The organism is Paraburkholderia sp. RL17-381-BIF-C, assembly GCF_046026435.1.
Lineage (GTDB): Bacteria > Pseudomonadota > Gammaproteobacteria > Burkholderiales > Burkholderiaceae > Paraburkholderia.
In genome coordinates this window covers 1-20,398 of sequence record NZ_JARESX010000046.1, presented here as the reverse complement: position 1 = coordinate 20,398, position 20,398 = coordinate 1, and the positions used below count along the sequence as shown (strand labels likewise).

The window sequence follows — 20,398 nt, the reverse complement described above, 5'->3', positions numbered from 1 at the left end:
CTGATTGCCCCGCGCGGCGAGCCCGACCGGGCCGCAGCGTGCGCCTCCTTTGTCCTGCGATTGACACCCTCGGTCAACTTCCTTATATTCTTGGTCAGACCAACCATACCAGTCTTACAAAAGCGCCGTAATCTCCGCTGGTCGGCCTCCTTGCCGCGCAAACTGTCGCGACGACTTACTCGTGCGCCGCCACGATTCCGCAGTAGAGTAGATAACTCGCCGGCTGCCGCTTTTCTTTTCAATGAGCTTATGAAAGTCGCCCTGTTTATCCCCTGCTTCATCGACGCGTTTTATCCCGAAGTGGGGATCGCCACGCTCGAACTGCTCGAACGTTTCGGTATCGAGGTCGACTATCCGCAGGAGCAGACCTGCTGCGGCCAGCCGATGGCCAACAGCGGCGCGCATGCCGAGGCAGCCGGCGCCGAGCGTGTGTTCGCGCGCAACTTCGCCGGCTACGACTACATCGTCGGGCCGTCGGCGAGTTGCATCCATCACGTGCGCGAGCATCTCACCGCGCTCGAGCAGACCGACGAAGTGAAAAAGGTCCGCGCGAACGCCTACGAACTCGTCGAGTTTCTGCACGATGTGGTCGGCGCACGTGAATTTCCGTGGGCCGAGTTTCCGCATCGCGTGGGTCTGCACAATAGCTGCAGTGCCTTGCGGCATCTGAAGGAAGCATCGATTTCGGAAGTGGCGGGCACGCCGTTTTCGAAGCCGCGCACCCTGCTCGAAGGCGTGAAGGGCATCGAGTTCGTCAAGCCGGCGCGGCCAGACGAATGCTGCGGTTTCGGTGGCACCTTCTCCGTCACGGAAGAGCCGGTGTCGGTACGCATGGGACAGGACAAGGTGCGCGATCATCTGAACGCGGGCGCCGAGTACATCGTCTCGGGCGACATGTCGTGCCTGATGCACCAGCAGGGCTGCGCGGAACGCATGAAAGCCGACGCGCGCTTCATTCATATCGCGCAGGTCCTCAACGGAGCACGCGCATGAGCAACCGCATCGATCACGCGAAAGCGGCAGGCGCTTTCATCAGCAAGACAGAGCACGTTGCGTTTCACGACAAACGCCTGTGGGATTTGCGCGAGAAGCGCGATGCGCAGGCGCACGGCATTGCCGAGTGGGAGACGATGCGCGAACTGGCATCGGGTATCAAGGAACACACGCTCTCCAATCTGTCCACGTATCTCGAACAGTTCGCGGCGGCCGCCGAGGCGAACGGCGTAACAGTGCATTGGGCCGCTACCGCCGAAGAGCACAACGCGCTCGTGCACCGGATCATGTCGGAGCGTGGCATGACCACGCTCGTTAAAAGCAAGTCGATGCTCACCGACGAATGCAAGATGCGCGAGTACCTGGAGCCGCGCGGCATCACGGTGATGGAAACGGATCTGGGCGAACGGATCCAGCAGCTCGATCATCAGGATCCGAGCCATATGGTGGTGCCGGCGGTCCATAAATTGCGCGCCGACGTGGCCGAGCTGTTCGGCCGCACCATCGGCACCGATCCGAAGAACAGCGATATCCACTATCTCGCCGAAAGCCAGCGGATGAACACGCGGCCGTACTTCGTGCGCGAGAAAACGGCCGGCATGACCGGCTGCAATTTCGCGGTGGCGGAGACCGGCACGGTGGTGGTGTGCACGAACGAAGGCAATGCGGACCTCTCTGCAAACGTGCCGCCGTTGCATATCGCGTCGATCGGTATCGAGAAGCTGATTCCGAAGGTGTCGGACCTCGGCGTGTTTGTCCGCATGCTGTCGCGCAGCGCGCTCGGCTCGCCGATCACGCAGTACACATCGCATTTCCGCGCGCCGCGTCCGGGCACGGAGATGCATTTCATCCTCGTCGATCACGGCCGCTCGGAGCGGCTCGCGATGGAAGACTTCTGGTATTCGCTCAAATGCATTCGCTGCGGCGCCTGCATGAATACGTGTCCCGTCTACCGGCGCAGCGGCGGGCTGTCGTATGGCGGCACGTACTCGGGGCCGATCGGCGCGATCATCAATCCGACTTTCGATCTGAAACGTTACAGCGCATTGCCGTTCGCCTCGACGCTCAATGGCAGTTGCACCAACGTGTGCCCGGTGAAGATCAATATTCACGAGCAGATCTACAAATGGCGCACCGTGATCGCCGAGCATCATGAAGTGCCGTTCGTGAAGCAGGAAGTGTTGAAGATGGCAGGGCGGCTGCTCGCGAGTCCGACCTTGTATCGCGCGACGGTGTCGTCGATGAGCAGCGCGCTGCGGCGCTTGCCGAATTTCGTGCTGTATAACCCGCTCAATATCTGGGGCAAGCAACGCGAGTTGCCGGAAGCGCCGAAGCTGACCTTCCACGCCTGGTACAAGAAGAATCGTGGAGCTGACCATGACAACGCGTGACGCTTTTCTGGCAAAGGTGCGGCAGGCGCAGCCGGCGGCGCGGCCGCGGCCCGACGTGCCGCTGTTCAACCCCGTGGGTGGCGATCTGCGCGCGCGCTTTACGGCGGCGCTGCAGGCCATGGGCGGCGTGTGCGTCGACGGCACGACGGCGAGCGACGTGGGTGGCCTGATTCGCGAGCGGTTCGGTGCCGAGGCATCCATCGCCTCGGCAACCCAGGAAGTGCAGGGCACGCGCACGCTCACCGCCGACACGGAACCTGCTTCGCTGCAGGACATCGACGTTGGCGTGGTGCGGGCTCGCTTCGGCGTCGCCGAAACCGGCTCGGTCTGGTTTAGCGAACGCGAGTATGTGGTCAACGCGCTCGGCTACATCGTGCAGCATCTGGTCGTGCTGCTCGACCCGGCGCAATTGCTCGACGGCTTGCAGGACGTATACCGGCGCGATGATTTTCGCGCTGCCCGTTATGCGGCGCTCGTCACCGGACCTTCGGCGACGGCGGATATCGAAGGCGTGCTGATTCGCGGCGCGCAAGGCGTGCGTTCGTTGACGGTGGTGTGGCTGGCGGCGGAGTAAAAACGCCATCGCTGCGGCGTGATCGAATGGCACAATGCCGGCATTCCATTCGATAAGCCACCCATTCTGCTGACATGGAACTCCGGCATCTTCGATACTTCGTCGCCGTTGCCGAGCACGCGAGCGTGCGCGGCGCATCCGAGCAGCTCCACGTCACCCAGCCGGCGATTTCCCGGCAAATCCAGGATCTCGAAGAAACGTTGGGTGTCGCGCTGTTCGAGCGCACGCCGCGCGGCCTGAAGCTGACCCTGGCAGGCGAAGCCTATCTGCGTGAAGCGCGCGGCATTCTGCAGCAGGTCGAGTCGGCGGCGCGTGCCGCGCAACGAATCGCGGCGGGCGTGTCCGGACACGTGCGGATCGGCTTCGTAGAAAACGCAGTTTGGGGCGGGCTTGTGCCGAACGCGCTGCAAGCGTTCCAGCAGGCGGCGCCGCAAGTCGGCATCGAACTCACGCCGATGAACACGCCGGAGCAACTGGACGCGATCACTCAGGGCACGCTCGACGGCGGTTTCGTCTATCACTTCGGCGCGTTGCCCGAGCAGATCACCAGTTTGCCGTTGCTCGAAAACGGCGTGGTGCTGGCGGCGCCGGCCGCGTGGTCGTTCGGCCGCCGCAAGTCGGTGCGCGCGGCGCAGCTGGCCGGCAAACCCTTCATCACGTTTCCACGGCATGTTTATCCCGCTTACTACGACCGCTTGATCGGCGCATGCGAGCGCGCCGGTTTGACGCTCGACGTCGTGCAGGAAGTTTCGACGGAAGCCGCGATTCTCTCGCTGGTGTCCGCCGGCGTGGGCGCGGCGATCGTCAACTCGGCTAATCGCGACCGGCCGCCGGCGCTGGTGCAATTCCTCAACCTGGCCGATCTGTCGATCGCGCTGCCGCTGCATTTCGCGTATCACGAGCAGCACCGCAATCCCGCGCTCGCGCAATTCATCGCCTTGCTCAAGGCGCAACGGTAACGTCCGGACTCGCCGTACCCCGATGCCTTTAAAGCATCGGCTTCCCTAAAAATCGGCATTGGCGCTGGTTTTTTGCCTCGACGATATTGATTGCATGGCCTCGCGCCGTCGTCCAACGACGGTATTCCGGCTCACTTTCTTATCGGGAGACAACCATGCCGTCCACACCATCGCTGATTTCCACCGACATCGACTACGAACGCCCCGGCCTGCAGAACGGCACGTTACGCGTGCCGTATTCGCACGACCGCTCCGCATACGGCCACATTCCGGTGCCGATTACCGTGCTCAACGGCGGTGAAGGTCCCACGGTGCTGCTGACCGGCGGCAATCACGGCGATGAATACGAAGGTCCCGTCGCACTGATGAAGCTGGTTCAGCGCATGCCGTCGATGACGGTCCAGGGCCGCCTGATCGTCGTGCCGGCGCTGAATTTCCCGGCGTTCATCAACGGCTCGCGCACCTCGCCGATCGATCGCGGCAATCTGAACCGCGTTTTTCCGGGCGCGCGCAACGGCAACCTCACCGAAATGATCGCGCATTATGCGGATACCGAACTATTTCCGCGTGCGGACGTGGTGATCGATCTGCACGCGGGCGGTGCTTCGTTCGATCATCTGCCGGCGTTGCTCGCGGCGCCGCCCGGGGACCCGTCGCGTCGCGCCGAATACCGCCGGCTCGTCCAGGCATTCGCCGCGCCGCACACCATGCTCATGGATCTGCTCGGCGAGGACCGCACGTATGGCGCGGCCGTCGAGCGGCACGGCAAGCTGTTCCTGTGCGGTGAATTCGGTGGCTATGCGGCCTGTAATGCCGATGGCGTAGCGATCGTCGAGGATGGTTTGCGGCGCGTGCTGCACACGCTCGGTGTCACGCCTGACGATAATCCTCCCGCGCCGCGACACGACACGCGCTGGTTGAAAGTGGATGGCGCGCGGCACTATGTGTTCGCCTCGCGGGCGGGCGTGGCCGAACCCGTGTTCGCGCTCGGCGACCGGGTCGAGAAGGACCAGTTGGCCGCGCGGGTATTCGATCCGTATGCGCCGTGGAGCGCACCACAGGAACTCCGCTTTGCCGGCAACGGCGTGGTGGTATGCAAGCGTTCGTTTGCGCGCGTCGAAGCGGGCGACTGTCTCGCCGTGCTGGCTGCGGATGCGCATTGGCAGTGACGCGCTTCGTCGAAGGGAAGCAAGCCATTTCTTCGCAGTGCCCAGCCGGAGATTCGCCATGAATGCAGTCACCACCGTGTCCGATTCGAACGACGCCGACACGCGTCGTGGGCACACTTACGTCGTCGTTCTGTTCTTTGTCTGCTTTGCGTTTTCGTATCTCGACCGCCAGATCGTGAGCATTCTCGTGCAACCGATCAAGGAAACGCTGGCGCTCACCGATACGCAAATCGGCTTGCTGCAAGGGTTTTCGTTCACGCTGTGTTACGCGACGGCGGGCGTGTTCATCGCGCGGCTGATCGACCGTTCCAATCGCGTGCGTCTGATTGCGGTTTGCGTGGCGATCTGGGCCGTCTCCACTGCGTTGTGCGGTTTCGCGCACAACTTTGCCGAACTGCTGGCCGCGCGTGCGGGGACGGCGATTGCGGAAGCGGGCTTGAGTCCGGCGGCGCTGTCGATTTTCAGCGATCTGTATCCGCCGCGCAAAGTCACGCGCGCAAGCAGCGTGTTCATGCTGGGACCGTATATCGGCGGAGGCGTGGCCTTGTTCGGCGGCGGCATGCTGCTCGGTGCGCTCGAACATGGCGCGGGCGCCGCGTGGCTCGCGGGTATCGGTTTGAACGGTTGGCAGGCCGTGTTCGTCGCGGTCGGCTTGCCGGGGCTGGCACTGGCGGCAATCGTCGCGTTATCGGTGCGGGAACCACAACGGCGCGGCTTGTTCTCCACGCTTCGTACAACGGCCGAAGGGTCGGCCACGCACGACGTCGTTTCGACTGCAAAGGCTTCGACGCAAGTCTTCGCGGACAAAGCCGCTCACGACAGTACGCCGCCGCTGAAAGACGTGCTGCGCGAGTTGTTCGTGAAGAACCGCTTCTGCTTGCCGTACTTCGGCGCGTACGTCGCGCTGATCACGCTGTTTTACTCGCATGCGGCATGGTTTCCGACGCTGCTGATCCGTCATTTTCATCTGACGCCGCGTGCCGTCGGACAGATGGCGGCGCCGGCCTACATGGTCGGCGGCATCCTCGGGGTGGTGAGTGCGGGTTTGCTCGCCGGCCGCGTCAGCGATGCCGCGGCGGTGCGCAAAGTGCTGGCGTTGTCCGGGTTGGCGGCTGCGTTGCTGGTGCCGGCCGCTATTGCGATGCCGCTCGTTGGCGACGTGCACGTCGCCGTGGTGCTGTATGGCGCGTGCGCGTTCGCGGCGAGTGTGGCGATGGCGTTGGCGCCTGTGCCGATCCAGATCGCGATTCCGAATCGCATGCGCGGACGCTCGATCGCGTTGCTGGTGTTTCTTACCAATGCGATCAGTGGCGGGCTGGGACCGTTCGCGGTCGGCTTCATCAACGAGCGGCTTGGCGGGCACAGCGCGGGTTTGGGTGTGGCGCTGGCTTGCGTGGGCGGCATGGCGGCCGCGTTCAGCGCGCTCCTGTACGGCGTGGCGGCACGCCGCACGCCGGCGAAAACGTTCTCGTGACGTTGTTTTCATGGCGATGCCTGCAAAGCATCGCCAAACGCAGAAAACGGCATTGGCCGGCATGCGCTGGATTTGCGATAGTGAAGCCATTGGCCGCGGCAGCGCCACGTAACCGCTACTTAAGCGCTACGTAAGCGCTACATAAGCACTCAGGTCCCTGCCGCCGCACTTTCACGGAGTCACGCCATGCCGACTGAGGTTCTTACGCACCGAGTAGGGGACGCACGCATTACCCGCGTCAGCGAAACCTGTTTTCCGTTAGCGCCGGCGGTGCTTTATCCAGACTGGGCATCCTTCGCGGCGGAAGAATTGAGCCGGCGTGTGTCGGCGGATAGTCTCGACCTCGAACGCAACGAGGTGAAACTGAGCGTGCACACCTGGGTCGTGCAGATGGACGGCTTGACCGTGCTGATCGACACCGGTATCGGCAATTTCAAGGAGCGGCCGTTCAGCAAGCTGTTTCATCGACTGAACAACCCGTATCTGGAGCGCCTCGTCGAGGTGGGCGTCTTGCCGGCGCAGGTGGACGAGGTGCTGCTCACGCATTTGCATGCGGACCACGTCGGCTGGAATACGCAGTGGATTGACGGCCGGTGGCAGCCGACCTTCCCGAATGCGACATACGTGTTCCCGCAAGCGGAGCAGGATTTCTTCGCGACTCCAGCGGGGGATAGCCGCCGCATGGTTTTCGAGGACAGCGTCGTGCCGGTGATCGAATCCGGGCAGGCCGCGACGATTCCCGCCGAGGGCGGCGCGTGGCGCGAGGGCATTGTGTTTCATCCGACGCCCGGGCATAGCGCCGGTCATATGTCGATTTCGATCCGCTCGCGCGGCGAGGAAGCGATCTTCACCGGCGATGTGATGCATAACCCCGTCCAGGTCTACCGTCCCGAATGGAACTCGACGTTCTGCCTCGAGGCGGCGTCGGCGCGAAACTCGCGGCACTGGCTGCTCAACTATGCGGCCGATCACGATGCGACGCTCTTCACCGCGCATTTTCCGCAGACATCGGCGGGGCGCGTGAGAAGGGGCAGGGACGGATTCGAATGGCAGTACGTTCACGCCGCATCCTGACGTTGTATTGAGCCAATCTGGACGGCGCCTTCACGGATTTTGCTATCATCACTGTATAAACATACAGGTTTCGTGAAAGTCCCGTGGCAACACCTGCCTCTCCCTACGCTCTCTACTATCTGCTGAACTTCGAGCGCGCCCTCGCGTGGCTCGCGCAGCGCTACGACGACCTGTTCGACGCGCAGGAGCACGCGTTTCTGCGTGAGTTCGCCGCGTTGCCGCAGACTTCGCGCGCGCTGCTGGTTCGCATGCTGATGCGTAAAGGCACGCTGTTCCGCGCGAGCCGCCTGTCTTACGAAGAGATCGGTTGCCCATTGCAGGCAGCGGCGCCGATCGCCGCGCTCGGCTGGGTCGACACCGAGCCGGGCCTGACGCTCGACGATCTGTTCGCGCTCACCACGCGTGCCGGGCTAATGGAGATTTTCGCGGACACCATTGCGTTGATTCCTGGCGCAAGGAGCTTGCGCAAACCGGAACTGCTGGAAACCCTGCGGCCGTTTTATCGTGGCGAGCGCGACGAGGAAAGCGCTGCGGCACGCCCGCTCGCGGCATGGCACGCTCAAGCTGCGGATTGCGTGCTTCACGTTGCAATCGCGCCGCTTTGCGAACGTCTGCGTTTGATGTTCTTCGGCAATCTGCAGCAGGAGTGGTCGGAGTTCGTGCTGGCCGACCTCGGTGTGTTCCAGTACGAGAAGGTGGCGTTCGCGCCTTCGTCGCGTGCGTTCCAGCAGCGCGCGGACGTCGACGTCTATCTCGCCTTGCACGCCTGCCGCGAAGCGCTCGAATGTCTGCCGGGCGGCGACGCGGATGCGGCCGTTATCGAAGAACTCGTCGCGGCCGTCGGCGAAATCGAAACCTCGAATCCATGGCTTGAAACGCGGCGCGCGAAACTGCTGTTCCGCATTGGCCACCTGTGCGAGCGTCGGCAGAACTGGACGGCCGCGCTCGCCGTTTATGAGCGTTGCGGCTGGCCGGGCGCACGCCATCGGCGCATGCGCGTGCTCGAACGCAGCGAGCGTTTCGACGATGCCTACGCGTTGGTCTCGCAAGCCGCCCAGGCACCCGAGAGCGAAGAGGAAGCACAGCGCATCGCGCGCATGCTGCCGCGTTTGCAGCGCAAGCGCGGCGTGCCGGTTGCGCGCACGAGCGCGGCGCGTCCGGTCGAGCGGGGCACGCTGGTGCTGCCTCAGCCCGCGGCGCCAATGGCGGTCGAATATGTCGTCCGCGATCATTTGACGTGCGAGGCCGCGCCGGTCCACTACGTCGAGAACGCCCTGATCAATTCGCTGTTCGGGTTGCTGTGTTGGGAGCCGGTCTTTGCGGCGCTCCCTGGCGCGTTCTTTCATCCGTTCCAGCACGGTCCGGCCGATCTGCACGCGCCGGATTTCCATGCGCGCCGCGCGGAACAGTTCGCCGCGTGTCTCGCGCAACTCGACAGCGGCGTTTATCGCGAGACGATCTGGCGGCATCTGCACAGCAAGGCGGGGCTGCAATCGCCGTTCGTGTTCTGGGGGCTGCTCTCGCCGGAACTCGTCGCGCTGGCGCTCGATTGTCTGCCCGCCGCGCATCTGAAACTGTGGTTCGAGCGCTTGCTGGGAGATATTCGCGGCAATCGTTCCGGGTTGCCTGATCTGATCCGCTTCTGGCCGGACGAGCGACGCTACGAGTTGATCGAAGTGAAGGGCCCCGGCGACCGCTTGCAGGACAACCAGATCCGCTGGCTCGCGTACTGCGCGCAGCACGGCATGCCGGTGCGCGTGCTCGACGTGCGCTGGGCCGATGAAGTCGCCGCAACACAAAGCGCTGCGGCTGCAGGTAGTGCCGGGGCGGCCGCAGCGGTCGCGGTCGAGGTCAATGGCGAAGCCGCCACGGAGATCACCGCTGGAGTTTCCACTTCGGTCTCCACCGAGATCACCGCCGCAGCGGCCACCGCGGTCTCCACCGAGGCCAACGCCGAGATCACCGGCAACGCCAGCACCACCGTCAACGCCGAAGCCAGCCCCCACACCAGAACAGAGGCCGCCGCATGACGTACATCGTCGCCGTGCGGGCAATGTGCGAGTTCACCGCGAGGCGCGGCGATCTGGACCTGCGCTTTACCCCGGCGCCGACCTCGCTCGAAGGAATGGCGGGCCACGCGACGGTCGCCGGCCGGCGCGCCAGCGGCTACGAAACCGAAATTACGCTGACCGCCACGCATCGCGGCCTGACCGTGCGCGGACGCGCCGACGGCTACGACCCGGCGGCGAACCGGCTGGAAGAGATCAAGACGCATCGCGGCGACCTCGAACGCATGCCCGCCAATCACCGCACCCTGCATTGGGCGCAGGCGCTCGTCTACGGTCATTTGCTTTGCCGCGCGCGCGGGCTCGCCGGGCTGACGGTGGCGCTGGTGTACTTCGACATCGGCAGTCAGAAGGAGGTGCTGCTGACGCAAACGCATACCGCGCGCGACCTGGAGATTTTCTTCGTCGAGCAATGCGAGCGTTTTCTCGATTGGGCCGTGCAGGAAGAGGCGCATCGGGCCGCACGCAATACCGCGCTCAATGCGTTGCAGTTTCCGCACGGTCAGTTTCGCAGCGGCCAGCGCGAGCTGGCGGTGTCGGTCTATCGCTCGGCACGCGACGGCAAGCCTTTGATGGCGCAGGCGCCCACCGGCATCGGCAAGACGCTTGCAACGATCTTTCCGCTACTCAAGGCGTGCGCGTCGGACCAGATCGACCGGGTGTTCTTTCTGACCGCCAAGACGCCGGGCCGCGCGCTCGCGCTGGACGCGATCGAAACGCTCCGTGGCGGCGCCGGGCACTTGCCGTTGAGAACCCTCGAACTGGTCGCGCGCGACAAAGCCTGCGAGCATCCCGACAAAGCCTGCAACGGCGATTCGTGTCCGCTCGCGCGCGGCTTCTACGACCGGCTCGACGCGGCCCGCAGCACGGCGCTGGCAGGCTTGCGCCTCACGCGCGCGGCGGTGCGCGATGCGGCACTCGCGCACGAAATCTGTCCGTACTATCTGGCACAGGAACTCGCGCGCTGGGCCGACGTGGTGGTCGGCGACTACAACTACTACTACGACAGCAGCGCCATGCTGTACGCGCTCACGCAGATCAACCAGTGGCGCGTGGGCGTGCTGGTGGACGAGGCGCACAATCTGCTCGACCGTGCCCGCCGCATGTACACCGCGTCGCTCGATCAGGCGGCATTCCGGCTCGCGCGCAAAACCGCGCCGGTTACATTGCGCAAGCCGCTTGAACGGCTGCAGCGTGAATGGAACGCCGTCAAGCGCGCGCAGAGTGCGAGCTATCAGGTCTACACGGAAGTCCCTGGCAAACTGCTCTCCGCCGCGCAAAATCTGATCGGCGCCGTCACGGATCAACTGGCGGAAGCGCCGCTTTCCATCGACGAAGCATCGCTGCGGTTTTTCTTCGACGCCATGCATTTCGTCGCGCTCGCCGAGCAGTTCGGCGAGCATTCGATTTTCGACATCACGCTCGCCACGGATCGTTATGCGCCGCGCGACAAGACCAGTGCCACGCTTTGCGTGCGCAACGTGATCCCGGCGCCGTTTCTCGCGCCGCGCTACGCGGCCGCGCGCAGTACGGTGATGTTCTCCGGCACGCTCAATCCGCATCATTTTTATCGCGACACGCTGGGGCTGCCCGAAGCGACCCAATGGCTCGATGTTGAAGGGCCGTTTCGCGCGGAGCAGTTGCAGGTGCGCGTGGCCGGCAACGTGTCGACGCGCTGGCGCGACCGCGAGCGCTCACTCATCCCGATCGTCGATCTGATTGCGAAGCAATATGCGGCGCAGCCGGGCAATTATCTGGGCTTTCTGAGCAGCTTCGAGTATTTGCAGCGCGTGGTCGAGTTGATGCGCGAGCGGCATCCCGGCTTGCCGGTGTGGGCGCAGGAACCCGGTATGGACGAAGCGGCGCGCGACGCATTTCTGGCGCGCTTTCGGACCATGAACGAAGGCGTGGGCTTCGCGGTGCTTGGCGGCGCGTTTTCGGAAGGCGTCGATCTGGTCGGGGAGCAGTTGATCGGCGCGTTCATCGCCACCCTCGGTTTGCCGCAGATGAACGAGATCAACGAGCAGATGCGCCGCACGATGGAGGCGAAGTTCGGCAACGGATACGACTACATGTATCTGTACCCCGGGTTGCAGAAGGTGGTGCAGGCGGCCGGGCGCGTGATTCGCACGGAGCAGGACCAGGGTGTGGTGCATCTGATCGACGACCGGTATCGGCGGCCTGAAGTGAGGCGGTTGCTGCCGCGCTGGTGGGACGTGCAATAGCGGCCGAGATGGCAGATTTTTTGGTGCGCCTTTTTGCCTCCTGGCAATCGGCCTGCGTAGCGCCGCCCGGCGCCGTGGCGGCACGGCATCACAATTCACGCTTCAGGCCGCAACGACGTGGCATGGAGACTGTGATGCATCGGCGCCGGTCGAACTTAACGGTCGGCTCACCGCAGCGCCCCTCGAACTCAACGGCCGGCTCACCGCACCGCTGATACCCAGCGCTTCGCTACATGCCTACGAAGCCGCCGGCCACGGCCTCTACTTCACTCATGCGGAGAGCTTGAACCAGGATTGGCTGGCGTCCCTGGGCCGCCGGCCGGCTTAGGGTCGACGGGCAACTGGTCCTCCACCGGCGCGTCGGCTTGCTGGGCCGCGGCCGAAGACGGCGCATCGGCGCGCGGTTCGTCCCTGGCGACTTCGCTGCGTGCCGTGTCGGGCGTTTCATCAGCTTCGATCTTCGCCGGCACGCTTTCCGGATCCCACGTCAACAGATTGCGCTGCGGGTTCGCGATCGCGATGCCGCGTTCGCGGAACTGGTCGAGAATGCGGCGGTTGAATTCGCGCTGCACGCCCCAGCGCGCGCTGTCGCGGCACTGAATCTGGCCGGCCAGCGTGATGGCCGAACCGTCCAGCGCATCGACACCCCAGAAGCTGAAGTCCGACAGGATGCCGTCCTTGAAATCGTCGTCCTCGCGCAAGGCGGCGCCGATTTCCTTCAGCGTGCCAATGGCGAGATCCACATCCTGGCCGAACACGATATTGACCTTCACCGCGGCGTTGCCGATACCCCGGTTGGTGTTGTTCACCGTCGACACCGAACTGAACGGCACGGTGTAGAGCGAGCCGTCGCCGCCGCGCAGCCGCACCGTGCGGATCGACAGATATTCGACGGTGCCCGACACGCCCGCGAGCGTGACCCAGTCGCCCACCTGCATCGCGTTTTCCATCAACAGGAAAATGCCCGTGATGAAATCCTGCACCAGCTTCTGCGAGCCGAATCCGAGCGCGACGCCGAAGATGCTGGCGCCTGCCAGCAGCGGCCCGATATTCACGCCGAGTTCGCTCAGGCCGGTGAGCACCACCACCAGCGCGATGGCGCAGAAGAGCGCGCTGCGCAGCATCGGCAGCAGGGTGCGCAAGCGTGCGGCGCGCACGAGATCGCCGCTCGTGGTCCAGCGGTCCAGCCGCTGTTCGACCGACACGTTCACGCTTTCCCACACCAACAGCGCGACGACGGCCGCCACGCCGATCGTGATAATCGCCGACGCGAGCCGGTGCCCGATCGTGCCGGCGCGAAACAGCTCGCCCACGTGCACGCCCCATACCTGCAACAACGCAAGCGCGGTCACGATGCCGATGATCCACGCCACCAGCCGGCGCACCAGCGGGTAATAGCGGTACGCATGCTGATGCACGAGCGATCTGGCCGTGTCGTCCTGCACATGGAAGAGCCGGGCCAGCGCGCCGAACAGCACGATCGACACGACCCGCGCGCCCACCAGCACCGCGAGCGAAATGCCGCCGAGATGGAGCAGCGTCTGATAGCCGTTCTGCACGTCGAGCGCCCAGATGAACCACAGCGCCATCACGACGAATACCGCGAACCAGGCCCAGACTTCGGCGAAGACGTTGCCGGCCATCTCCAGCGATTTGCGTGCGGCAACGCCCTTGCGGATCAGTTCGCCGACCGGCGCCGCACATTGCAGGAGCAGGATCGAGACCATGATGTGGCCGGCGAGCGCGACGACTTTTATCAGCGCGAGATGCGCCGCGTCGTTCAGACCGAGCGACACGGCAATCTCCGCGATTGCCGAACCGGCGCCCACCACGCTGACGATCCGCACGATCCAGCGCTGCACGAAGTCGGCCCACGCATCACTCATACGCAGCAGGCGCAGACGCGGCGCGGCCGGTTGCAGGAAGAACCCGCCGACGATCACGATCACGCGGCACAGCACGTAGATATCGATCAACGAATCAAGGGCGCGGTCTTGCGGCGAGCCGTCATCGGCGAAGATCGACATCAGCGCGCTTGCCGCGCTGACGAACACCACGAGCGGCAACAGCCGCAGCGCCAGAGTGAGGAGCGCGCGCGGCAGGCGTTGCAGCAGCGTCCAGTGATGTTTGGCGTTCTGCTTGCCTTTGGCTTCCGTGAGCTTGCCGTTGGCCGCGGTGGCCGCGGATGTTCCAGCCGGCACGGCGGCCGCTTTCGCTTGCGCTGCCGTCACCGGCGAGGGCGGCGAAACGGGCAGCGGCGGCGCGGCGTTCGGCGCGTCGGCGGGTTGGGGCGCAACGTCCACCGGCAGGTCGGCTTGCGGAGCGTCGTCTGCGTCGCCCAGTTCACGGCGCGCCGCCAGCGCCTTGTAAGCGCGGCGCAACAGGCGGCGCGCGAGCCATTCGAGTCCGAGCGCGGGGATCAGCGCGGCCAGCAGCGACCAGGCGACCTGGCCCAGGACGGCGCGTGCGTGCGGGTTGGTCGATTGCCACTGCCACCAGGCGCGCACCGAGGCGACATCGAGCAGCGCGCCGACCGAACTGCGTACCGACGTGCCGAAGCGGACGGCCCAATGCGCGCCCTGACGTGCCAGTTGCGAGGCAAGTCCGTTCGACTTGAATGCCGCCGGCACGAGGGCGGCGGCGCCGCTTGCCGCAGCGGGTGCCGACGCGGCCGTAGGTGCCGAAGCGGGCGGCGCGCTCAACGCGCCGGCGGCGGCGATCGCCTGCAACGTATCGGCAACCTGCGCGCGGCGCCTGGGGTCATTGAGGACGGCGAGCGCCTGACGAGCCTGTTCGGGCGTCAGCGTCACGCCAGGACTGGAGGCCGACGAGGCGGGTGCGGCGGAGGCTGCCGCGGCAAAGACCGGTGAAGCGCCGAGCGCGAGAAGAACGAAAAACCAGGCTTGGAGTAGTTTGCGCATAAGGTGAAAAGCGGGGGGCAGGTGCGGACGGCTGTGCCGACAGGAACGGATTGGATCGGCTGCGTGACCAAGAACCGACATGGGCCCGGTCCCACAAGTTCCTCGGACGGCCATCGCACAGGATGCAGGAAATTCCGAAAAGCCGCCGCGATGGCACCTTGGGCTAGCAAAAAACCGGCCTGTCACGCAGCGCCGGCCTCCTGCATCTCCACCTCGGCAGGCATTCCCGCCTCGCCGCAAGGCGCTGCGTGATTGCAGTCACGCAGCGTCGACTGCCGCCGTGTAGACCGGCGGCACGCCCAAGGTGCCCGCCACGACTTCCGTGAAGGTGCGCTCTTCGCGCAGGATAAAGCGCTTCGTTTGGGCCAGCCTGAAATTATCGCGTGCCTCGTAATCGGCGCGCAATCTCGCCCGATACGCTTCGTAGGCCGCGAGGCTCTCGAATGCGATCAAGCCCCATGCAATGTCGTTGGTGCCTTCGTGCGGTAGGAAGTAGCCGACCAGATGGCCGCCGCAACGCGGAATAATGCGGCCCCAGTTGCGGGCGTATTCGTCGAAGGCATCGCGCTGGAAGGGATCGATCTGATAGCGGATGAAGCAAGTTATCGCCATGTGCAAGTTCCCGGTTGGTCGAGGATCGTGGTTTGAAGCACCATGACCGCAGTATGGAGGGCGCCGTGCGGCGATGTTTCACTGCGGGCTGAACTATGGATGGCTGGACGTGTGTGTGCCGCGTGCGTGCCTTGTATGCGCCGTGGATCAGGCGCGGCACCTCTAAAGCCGTCGTTGCGGGCTGATCGTCAAAGCCGCGAGCGCCGCGCCGGCCAGCGCGCACAACGCCGACACCAGTGCCACCGCGCGTAATGCCGCGCCGAGCGCGTCTGCCTGGGCACGAGCCAGATCCGGTTGAACTCGTGCCGCTTCCTGCTGGCTTTGGGCCGCATCGCGAGCGGCTTCGGCTTTCTTCTGTGTCCCAACTGCCCGTGCCCCGTCCGACTTTCCGTCCGGCGTACCGTCCCCAGCGGCCGGCGGCGCAGCGTCCGCACCCATCCCCACTCGCGCCAGGCTTGCTGCCGCGCGCGCCGCCTGCGGCACATGCAGTGCGTCGAGTTGCGCCTCGAGCGCCGCATCGTGCGACCACACGAACACGATGCCCAGCACCGCGATCGCCAGCAGGCTCGCCACCCGCGCCACCGCGTTGTTGATGCCCGACGCCACGCCCGTGCGCGCGGCGGACACCGAGGTCATCACCGTTGTCGTGAGCGGCGCTACGGTGATGGTCATGCCGAGTCCAAGCACGGCCAGCCCGGGAAGAAAGCCGCGCCAGTACTCGCCGCGCACCCACGGCAACGCGAGCATCGCGAAGCCGGCCGCGGCGACGGCCGGTCCCGTGCTCAGCAACGCCCGCGCGCCAAAGCGGCTCGTCAGGCCGCCGGTAAACCGCGACAGCAAGCCAATGGTCACCGGCACTGGCAACAACGCCGCGCCCGCCTGGGTCGCGCTGTAACCATAGGCGCGGATCAGCGTGAACGGCAGGAAGAACAGCGCGCCGCCCAACCCGAAGTAGACCAGCAGCGTCACGAGATTGGCGCCGACGAAGTCGCGCGAACGAAACACGTCGAGCGGCACCATCGGATTGTGGCTTCTCGCTTCGAGCGCGACGAAAGCGATCAGCACCAGCAGGCCGCCGAGTATCGACGCCAGCACCCAGCGGTCGCCAAAGCCGCGCGCCGAAGCGAGGGTCAGGCCGTAGGTCAAGGCGGCGAGCCCGGCGGTGGCCGTAGCCGCGCCCGGCCAGTCGAGCCGGGCCGATACGTGTTCGGCGCGGCTGGAGGCGGGGTGGGAGAGGGAGGCGGCATCGGCGGACGCGCGTACGGGCGGATCTTCATCGTCTTGCCGGCTGTTCGGCACGGCGATGACCGCCAGCGCGACGGTCGCGCAGGCAATCGGCACGTTCAGGAAGAAAATGGCCCGCCACGAAAACGCATCCACGAGCCAGCCGCCCGCCACCGGTCCGAGCGCCGAGGTGATAGCTCCGACGCCGGCCCAGGTGCCGATCGCCTGGCCGCGCGCCTTGTCGTCGAACACCGCGCCGATGATGGCGAGGCTGCTCGGCACCAGCAGCGCCGCGCCCACGCCCTGTACGCCGCGCGCGGCGATCAGGGCGGCGGCGCCCGGCGCGAGGCCGCAACCGATCGACGCCAGCGTGAAGAGGCCGATTCCCGCGATGAACACGGTGCGCCGTCCGAGCTTGTCGCCGAGCGAACCACCTACCAGTACCAGCGCGCCGAGAAACAGCAGATAGGCGTCCACGACCCACTGGATCGCCGCCACGCTGGCGTGCAGTTCGGTCTGGATGGACGGCAACGCGACATTGACCACGGAACCGTCGATGAAGGCCATGCTCGAGCCGAGAATGGTCGCGGCCAGCGCGAGTTTTTTCCGCCGGCAAGGGTGCACGAGACTAAGCGGTTGTGTGCGGATGACGAGCGCATCGCACGGGCTGGCCTGAGCCGGCAGGACGGACGAGGATCGGCGCTCGAGCGCCGGTGCGTGCTGGTCGGCCAAGTCCGCTCCCGGATGGATGAACGGCATTCAGCATAGCAACGCCGGCGTGTCGGCGAAAGGAGCGGAGGCTGCCGCGCGATTTCACGCCGATCGGGTCATGGCGCGCGGCGAGGCGCCACCCGGTCCCGCAGAACAGAGCGAAGCACGCTCAGCGCAGAAGCCAGGCGGCCGGATCTCACACGCTCACACCAGCGAAGGCGCCCTCCGCTCCGCCTCGCCGTCGGCATCCGCGCCGCCGCCCGCATTCGAGGCGCGCCCGGCCGCGACATCCTGGTGCAACCGGTTGGCGTGCATCAGCCGGTACAACGTGGCTCGTGAAATGCCGAGTTCGGCGGCGGCTTCGGACAGCTTGTAGCCATGCCGTTGCAGAGCGTGCTCGATGGCGTCTTTCTCGGCCTTGCTGCGGATCTCCGCCAGCGTCACAGCCGGGCCGTTTTCGGCTTCCGGCAAGCCCAGATCGCTGGCCGTGATGAAGCGGCCCTCGCTCATCACCACGGCGCGGCGCACACAATTGATCAGTTCGCGCACATTGCCCGGCCACGGATAGTTCGACATGGCGACGATCGCGTCGCTCGACAGCCCGCGCAGTTTGCGCGCGCCGTCCTGCTTGTACATGCTGAGCGCATAGTTGGCGAGCAGCTTGATGTCGCCGCCGCGCTCGCGCAACGGCGGTTCGACGAGCCGCAGCACGCACAGGCGGTGATACAGGTCGGAGCGGAAGCGGCCGTCTTCGACTGCTTTGTCCAGATCGACGTGGGTCGCCGAAATGACCCGGACATCGACGTTGATCGGGCCATTGCCGCCCAGTCGTTCGATCGTGCCTTCCTGCAGGAAACGCAACAGGACCGCCTGGCATTCATGCGGCATATCGCCGATTTCATCGAGAAAGAGGGTGCCTTCATGAGCGCTCTCGATCCGGCCGATCTTGCGCTGGAGCGCGCCGGTAAAGGCGCCGCGTTCGTGGCCGAACAACTCGGCTTGCAGCAGGCTCGGCGGAATCGCCGCGCAATTGATCGCGACGAAGGTGCGGCCGGCGCGCGGCGAGCGTTCATGGATCGCCCGGGCGGTCAGCTCCTTGCCGGTGCCCGACTCGCCGGCGACGAACACCGGCGCGTCGGTCACGCCGCATTTGTCGATGCGCCGGTACAACTGCTGCATGGCCTCGCATTGTCCGACCATGCCGTGGCGGCCGAGCGACGGCTCCGGCGCGACTTCCACATGCCGCAGGCTCGACAGGCCATGCGCGTGGCCGAGCGCGAACACGAGCCGCTCGTTCAGCCACGGGCGGGTCACGAAATCGAAGCAATAGTCGAGGATGAAACGGCTGACCAGTTCGTTCTCCGCCTGCCCCGGCGCGATCTGGGCGACCCAGTTGGTTTCGACGCGCCGCATGCAGGACGCGAGCGCAGACAGATGTTGGGATGTGCAGTCGCCGGGCAGTTCGACGAGGCCGACTTTGATATTGCCGCGCTCGATCATGCGTTCGGCGACGGCCGTGCTCTTGGCATGCACCGCTTGCCAGCCGGAAGCCGCCAGGAAAGCGGCGAGTTTCTGGTCCGGCGAATTCGACACGTAAAGAACGGTGCGTTCCGTGTCGACAGGCGTGCAAGTCGTATTCATGGTACCCCCGGTTTGATGCTGCTCTCAGGACTGCTCTGCGACGTACTCGACAGACCGGCTTGATGCCGGCTTCCGGCCAACTGAGCTAACCGGTCCATTTGCACGGGTCCGGTTAGGGATTGCGCCGCCGCCGAGGGATTCTGCTGTTCGCAGCCGGGCGGTGACGGATTCACGGTAGCGGCAATTTCGGGGGCATGGAGCAGGCGGCGCGAGCCGCGATTTGCTACACACCGGACGGGCGGCGCAACAGTGTTCACCGTTGTAACCGCCAGACGATCTCTTCCCCGAATTACACCAGCTGTTTCTTACCTCGTTGGCCTGGTACAAGCGCTCTAGCGGCGCATGGGCTTAACGATAAGCGAAACCGCTTTCCAGCGCCATACAAACAAGTCTGAAGTAAGAAAGGTTTTTTGCATCATCTCACTCGTCCTGACCGTTCAAAAACCGGTGGTCAAGGGCTCCTATGCGCGGAGTCCAACACAGCGTTGCAATTCGCTTTGCCACGGATGAGGAATCGCACCGTCGTTCGAGATTAAGCGTGTCTCATGCCTGCGACACATCGGGCAGCCTGCTTTGCGTACCGATAGGGTTCCGAAGGAACGGCACATTTGACCGGAATGCGACGCGGCCCGCGGTCCCATGCGGGATATGGGAGCGCCGCGCAAGCAGACGGGTCGGTACATCCATACCGGAGCGCGCGGCGGCCGCGATAAGCACGTGTCGGATTCGAATCAATGCGTGCCGTGAAGGGTGCCCACCAACAGTGCGCCACAGCGAAACTCACGGTGGCTTAAGGGTTTGAAGGTGCCTGGCATAGCCGTTGCAATAAGCACTTCACAGGGAATGCGTTGCCGCCCGGTCCATATGGCGGGGAAACCAGATAAAAAAAAGCCGGCGGCAAGCATGGAGACTTCGTAGGCGCGGCCGGGGAAGCCAATGCGTCCTACGAAGGGCGGCGGGGCCACTAAAAAAACGGATGTCAGAAGAAGAGCGGGGCGAATGATCGGTACACCTGACCGGTCATCCGCGAGCGGAGGAAGTAAAACGTCGACCTCGCAAAACAACAGATATCGCCGCCGGAAGGTTGAAAAGCGATACACGGAACAGCGCAAACAAGAGCGTACACAACAGCGGCATATACAACCGCGGCGCATACAACAGCGAAATAGCAGCGACGGGGCAGCGCGCGGTCAAGGACCAACCGGGCGCGACGAGGCGGGGAGGAACGGCCAGAGTCTCCATAGAGAGGCGCAGGTTACGAGGTGGACCGGGCGCGGGGGGGGGGGGGGGGGGGGGGGGGGGGGGGGGGCGGCGGGCCGGGGGGGGGGGGGGGGGGGGGGGGGTGGGTGGGGGGGGGGGGGGGG

The 20,398-nt window shown here is 65.1% G+C and carries 13 protein-coding genes; 9 read left to right on the top strand and 4 right to left on the bottom strand.

Annotation, left to right across the window (positions count from 1 at the left end; translation table 11 throughout):
- The first annotated feature begins 249 nt into the window (after positions 1-249).
- The 9 genes from P0D70_RS24770 (at position 250) to P0D70_RS24730 (ending at position 11,925) form a co-directional block, all read left to right on the top strand.
- Positions 250-993: a (Fe-S)-binding protein gene (locus P0D70_RS24770; RefSeq protein ID WP_011492097.1), complete on the top strand. Its 744-nt coding sequence runs from the start codon at positions 250-252 to the stop codon at positions 991-993.
- The gene (locus P0D70_RS24765) at positions 990-2,384 is read left to right on the top strand and encodes a lactate utilization protein B (protein ID WP_408186398.1); all 1,395 of its coding nucleotides are present in this window, start codon (positions 990-992) and stop codon (positions 2,382-2,384) included. Before P0D70_RS24770 ends, P0D70_RS24765 begins: the two co-directional genes overlap by 4 nt.
- Entirely contained in the window at positions 2,371-2,958 is a 588-nt protein-coding gene (locus P0D70_RS24760; protein WP_408186397.1) for a LutC/YkgG family protein, read from the top strand. The genes P0D70_RS24765 and P0D70_RS24760 overlap by 14 nt, the downstream gene beginning before the upstream one ends.
- Before the next feature lie 74 nt (positions 2,959-3,032).
- Entirely contained in the window at positions 3,033-3,917 is an 885-nt protein-coding gene (locus P0D70_RS24755; protein ID WP_091808042.1) for a LysR family transcriptional regulator, read from the top strand.
- A gap of 155 nt (positions 3,918-4,072) precedes the next feature.
- Entirely contained in the window at positions 4,073-5,086 is a 1,014-nt protein-coding gene (locus tag P0D70_RS24750; RefSeq protein WP_408186396.1) for a succinylglutamate desuccinylase/aspartoacylase family protein, read from the top strand.
- A gap of 58 nt (positions 5,087-5,144) precedes the next feature.
- The gene (locus tag P0D70_RS24745) at positions 5,145-6,560 is read left to right on the top strand and encodes an MFS transporter (RefSeq protein ID WP_408186395.1); all 1,416 of its coding nucleotides are present in this window, start codon (positions 5,145-5,147) and stop codon (positions 6,558-6,560) included.
- A gap of 186 nt (positions 6,561-6,746) precedes the next feature.
- Positions 6,747-7,634: an MBL fold metallo-hydrolase gene (locus tag P0D70_RS24740; protein WP_408186394.1), complete on the top strand. Its 888-nt coding sequence runs from the start codon at positions 6,747-6,749 to the stop codon at positions 7,632-7,634.
- A gap of 83 nt (positions 7,635-7,717) precedes the next feature.
- Positions 7,718-9,664: a VRR-NUC domain-containing protein gene (locus P0D70_RS24735; RefSeq protein ID WP_408186393.1), complete on the top strand. Its 1,947-nt coding sequence runs from the start codon at positions 7,718-7,720 to the stop codon at positions 9,662-9,664.
- Positions 9,661-11,925, top strand: a complete 2,265-nt coding sequence (locus P0D70_RS24730) for an ATP-dependent DNA helicase (protein WP_408186392.1) — start codon at positions 9,661-9,663, stop codon at positions 11,923-11,925. The genes P0D70_RS24735 and P0D70_RS24730 overlap by 4 nt, the downstream gene beginning before the upstream one ends.
- Before the next feature lie 266 nt (positions 11,926-12,191).
- On the opposite strand, the gene P0D70_RS24725 is transcribed toward P0D70_RS24730, so the two are convergent.
- The 4 genes from P0D70_RS24725 to P0D70_RS24710 form a co-directional block, all read right to left on the bottom strand.
- The gene (locus P0D70_RS24725; RefSeq protein ID WP_408186391.1) at positions 12,192-14,846 is read right to left on the bottom strand and encodes a mechanosensitive ion channel family protein; all 2,655 of its coding nucleotides are present in this window, start codon (positions 14,844-14,846) and stop codon (positions 12,192-12,194) included.
- Between the two features lie 258 nt (positions 14,847-15,104).
- Complete coding sequence (locus P0D70_RS24720) at positions 15,105-15,458, bottom strand: NIPSNAP family protein (RefSeq protein WP_408186390.1); 354 nt, start codon at positions 15,456-15,458, stop codon at positions 15,105-15,107.
- A gap of 162 nt (positions 15,459-15,620) precedes the next feature.
- Complete coding sequence (locus P0D70_RS24715; RefSeq protein ID WP_408186389.1) at positions 15,621-17,414, bottom strand: MFS transporter; 1,794 nt, start codon at positions 17,412-17,414, stop codon at positions 15,621-15,623.
- Between the two features lie 183 nt (positions 17,415-17,597).
- Positions 17,598-19,034, bottom strand: a complete 1,437-nt coding sequence (locus tag P0D70_RS24710) for a sigma 54-interacting transcriptional regulator (protein ID WP_408186388.1) — start codon at positions 19,032-19,034, stop codon at positions 17,598-17,600.
- Between the last annotated feature and the right edge of the window lie 1,364 nt (positions 19,035-20,398).

Coding starts and splice junctions, on each gene's coding strand:
- P0D70_RS24770 (WP_011492097.1), top strand. CDS start 250: ATGAAAGTCGCCCTGTTTATCCCCTGCTTCATCGACGCGTTTTATCCC.
- P0D70_RS24765 (WP_408186398.1), top strand. CDS start 990: ATGAGCAACCGCATCGATCACGCGAAAGCGGCAGGCGCTTTCATCAGC.
- P0D70_RS24760 (WP_408186397.1), top strand. CDS start 2,371: ATGACAACGCGTGACGCTTTTCTGGCAAAGGTGCGGCAGGCGCAGCCG.
- P0D70_RS24755 (WP_091808042.1), top strand. CDS start 3,033: ATGGAACTCCGGCATCTTCGATACTTCGTCGCCGTTGCCGAGCACGCG.
- P0D70_RS24750 (WP_408186396.1), top strand. CDS start 4,073: ATGCCGTCCACACCATCGCTGATTTCCACCGACATCGACTACGAACGC.
- P0D70_RS24745 (WP_408186395.1), top strand. CDS start 5,145: ATGAATGCAGTCACCACCGTGTCCGATTCGAACGACGCCGACACGCGT.
- P0D70_RS24740 (WP_408186394.1), top strand. CDS start 6,747: ATGCCGACTGAGGTTCTTACGCACCGAGTAGGGGACGCACGCATTACC.
- P0D70_RS24730 (WP_408186392.1), top strand. CDS start 9,661: ATGACGTACATCGTCGCCGTGCGGGCAATGTGCGAGTTCACCGCGAGG.
- P0D70_RS24725 (WP_408186391.1), bottom strand. CDS start 14,846: ATGCGCAAACTACTCCAAGCCTGGTTTTTCGTTCTTCTCGCGCTCGGC.
- P0D70_RS24720 (WP_408186390.1), bottom strand. CDS start 15,458: ATGGCGATAACTTGCTTCATCCGCTATCAGATCGATCCCTTCCAGCGC.
- P0D70_RS24710 (WP_408186388.1), bottom strand. CDS start 19,034: ATGAATACGACTTGCACGCCTGTCGACACGGAACGCACCGTTCTTTAC.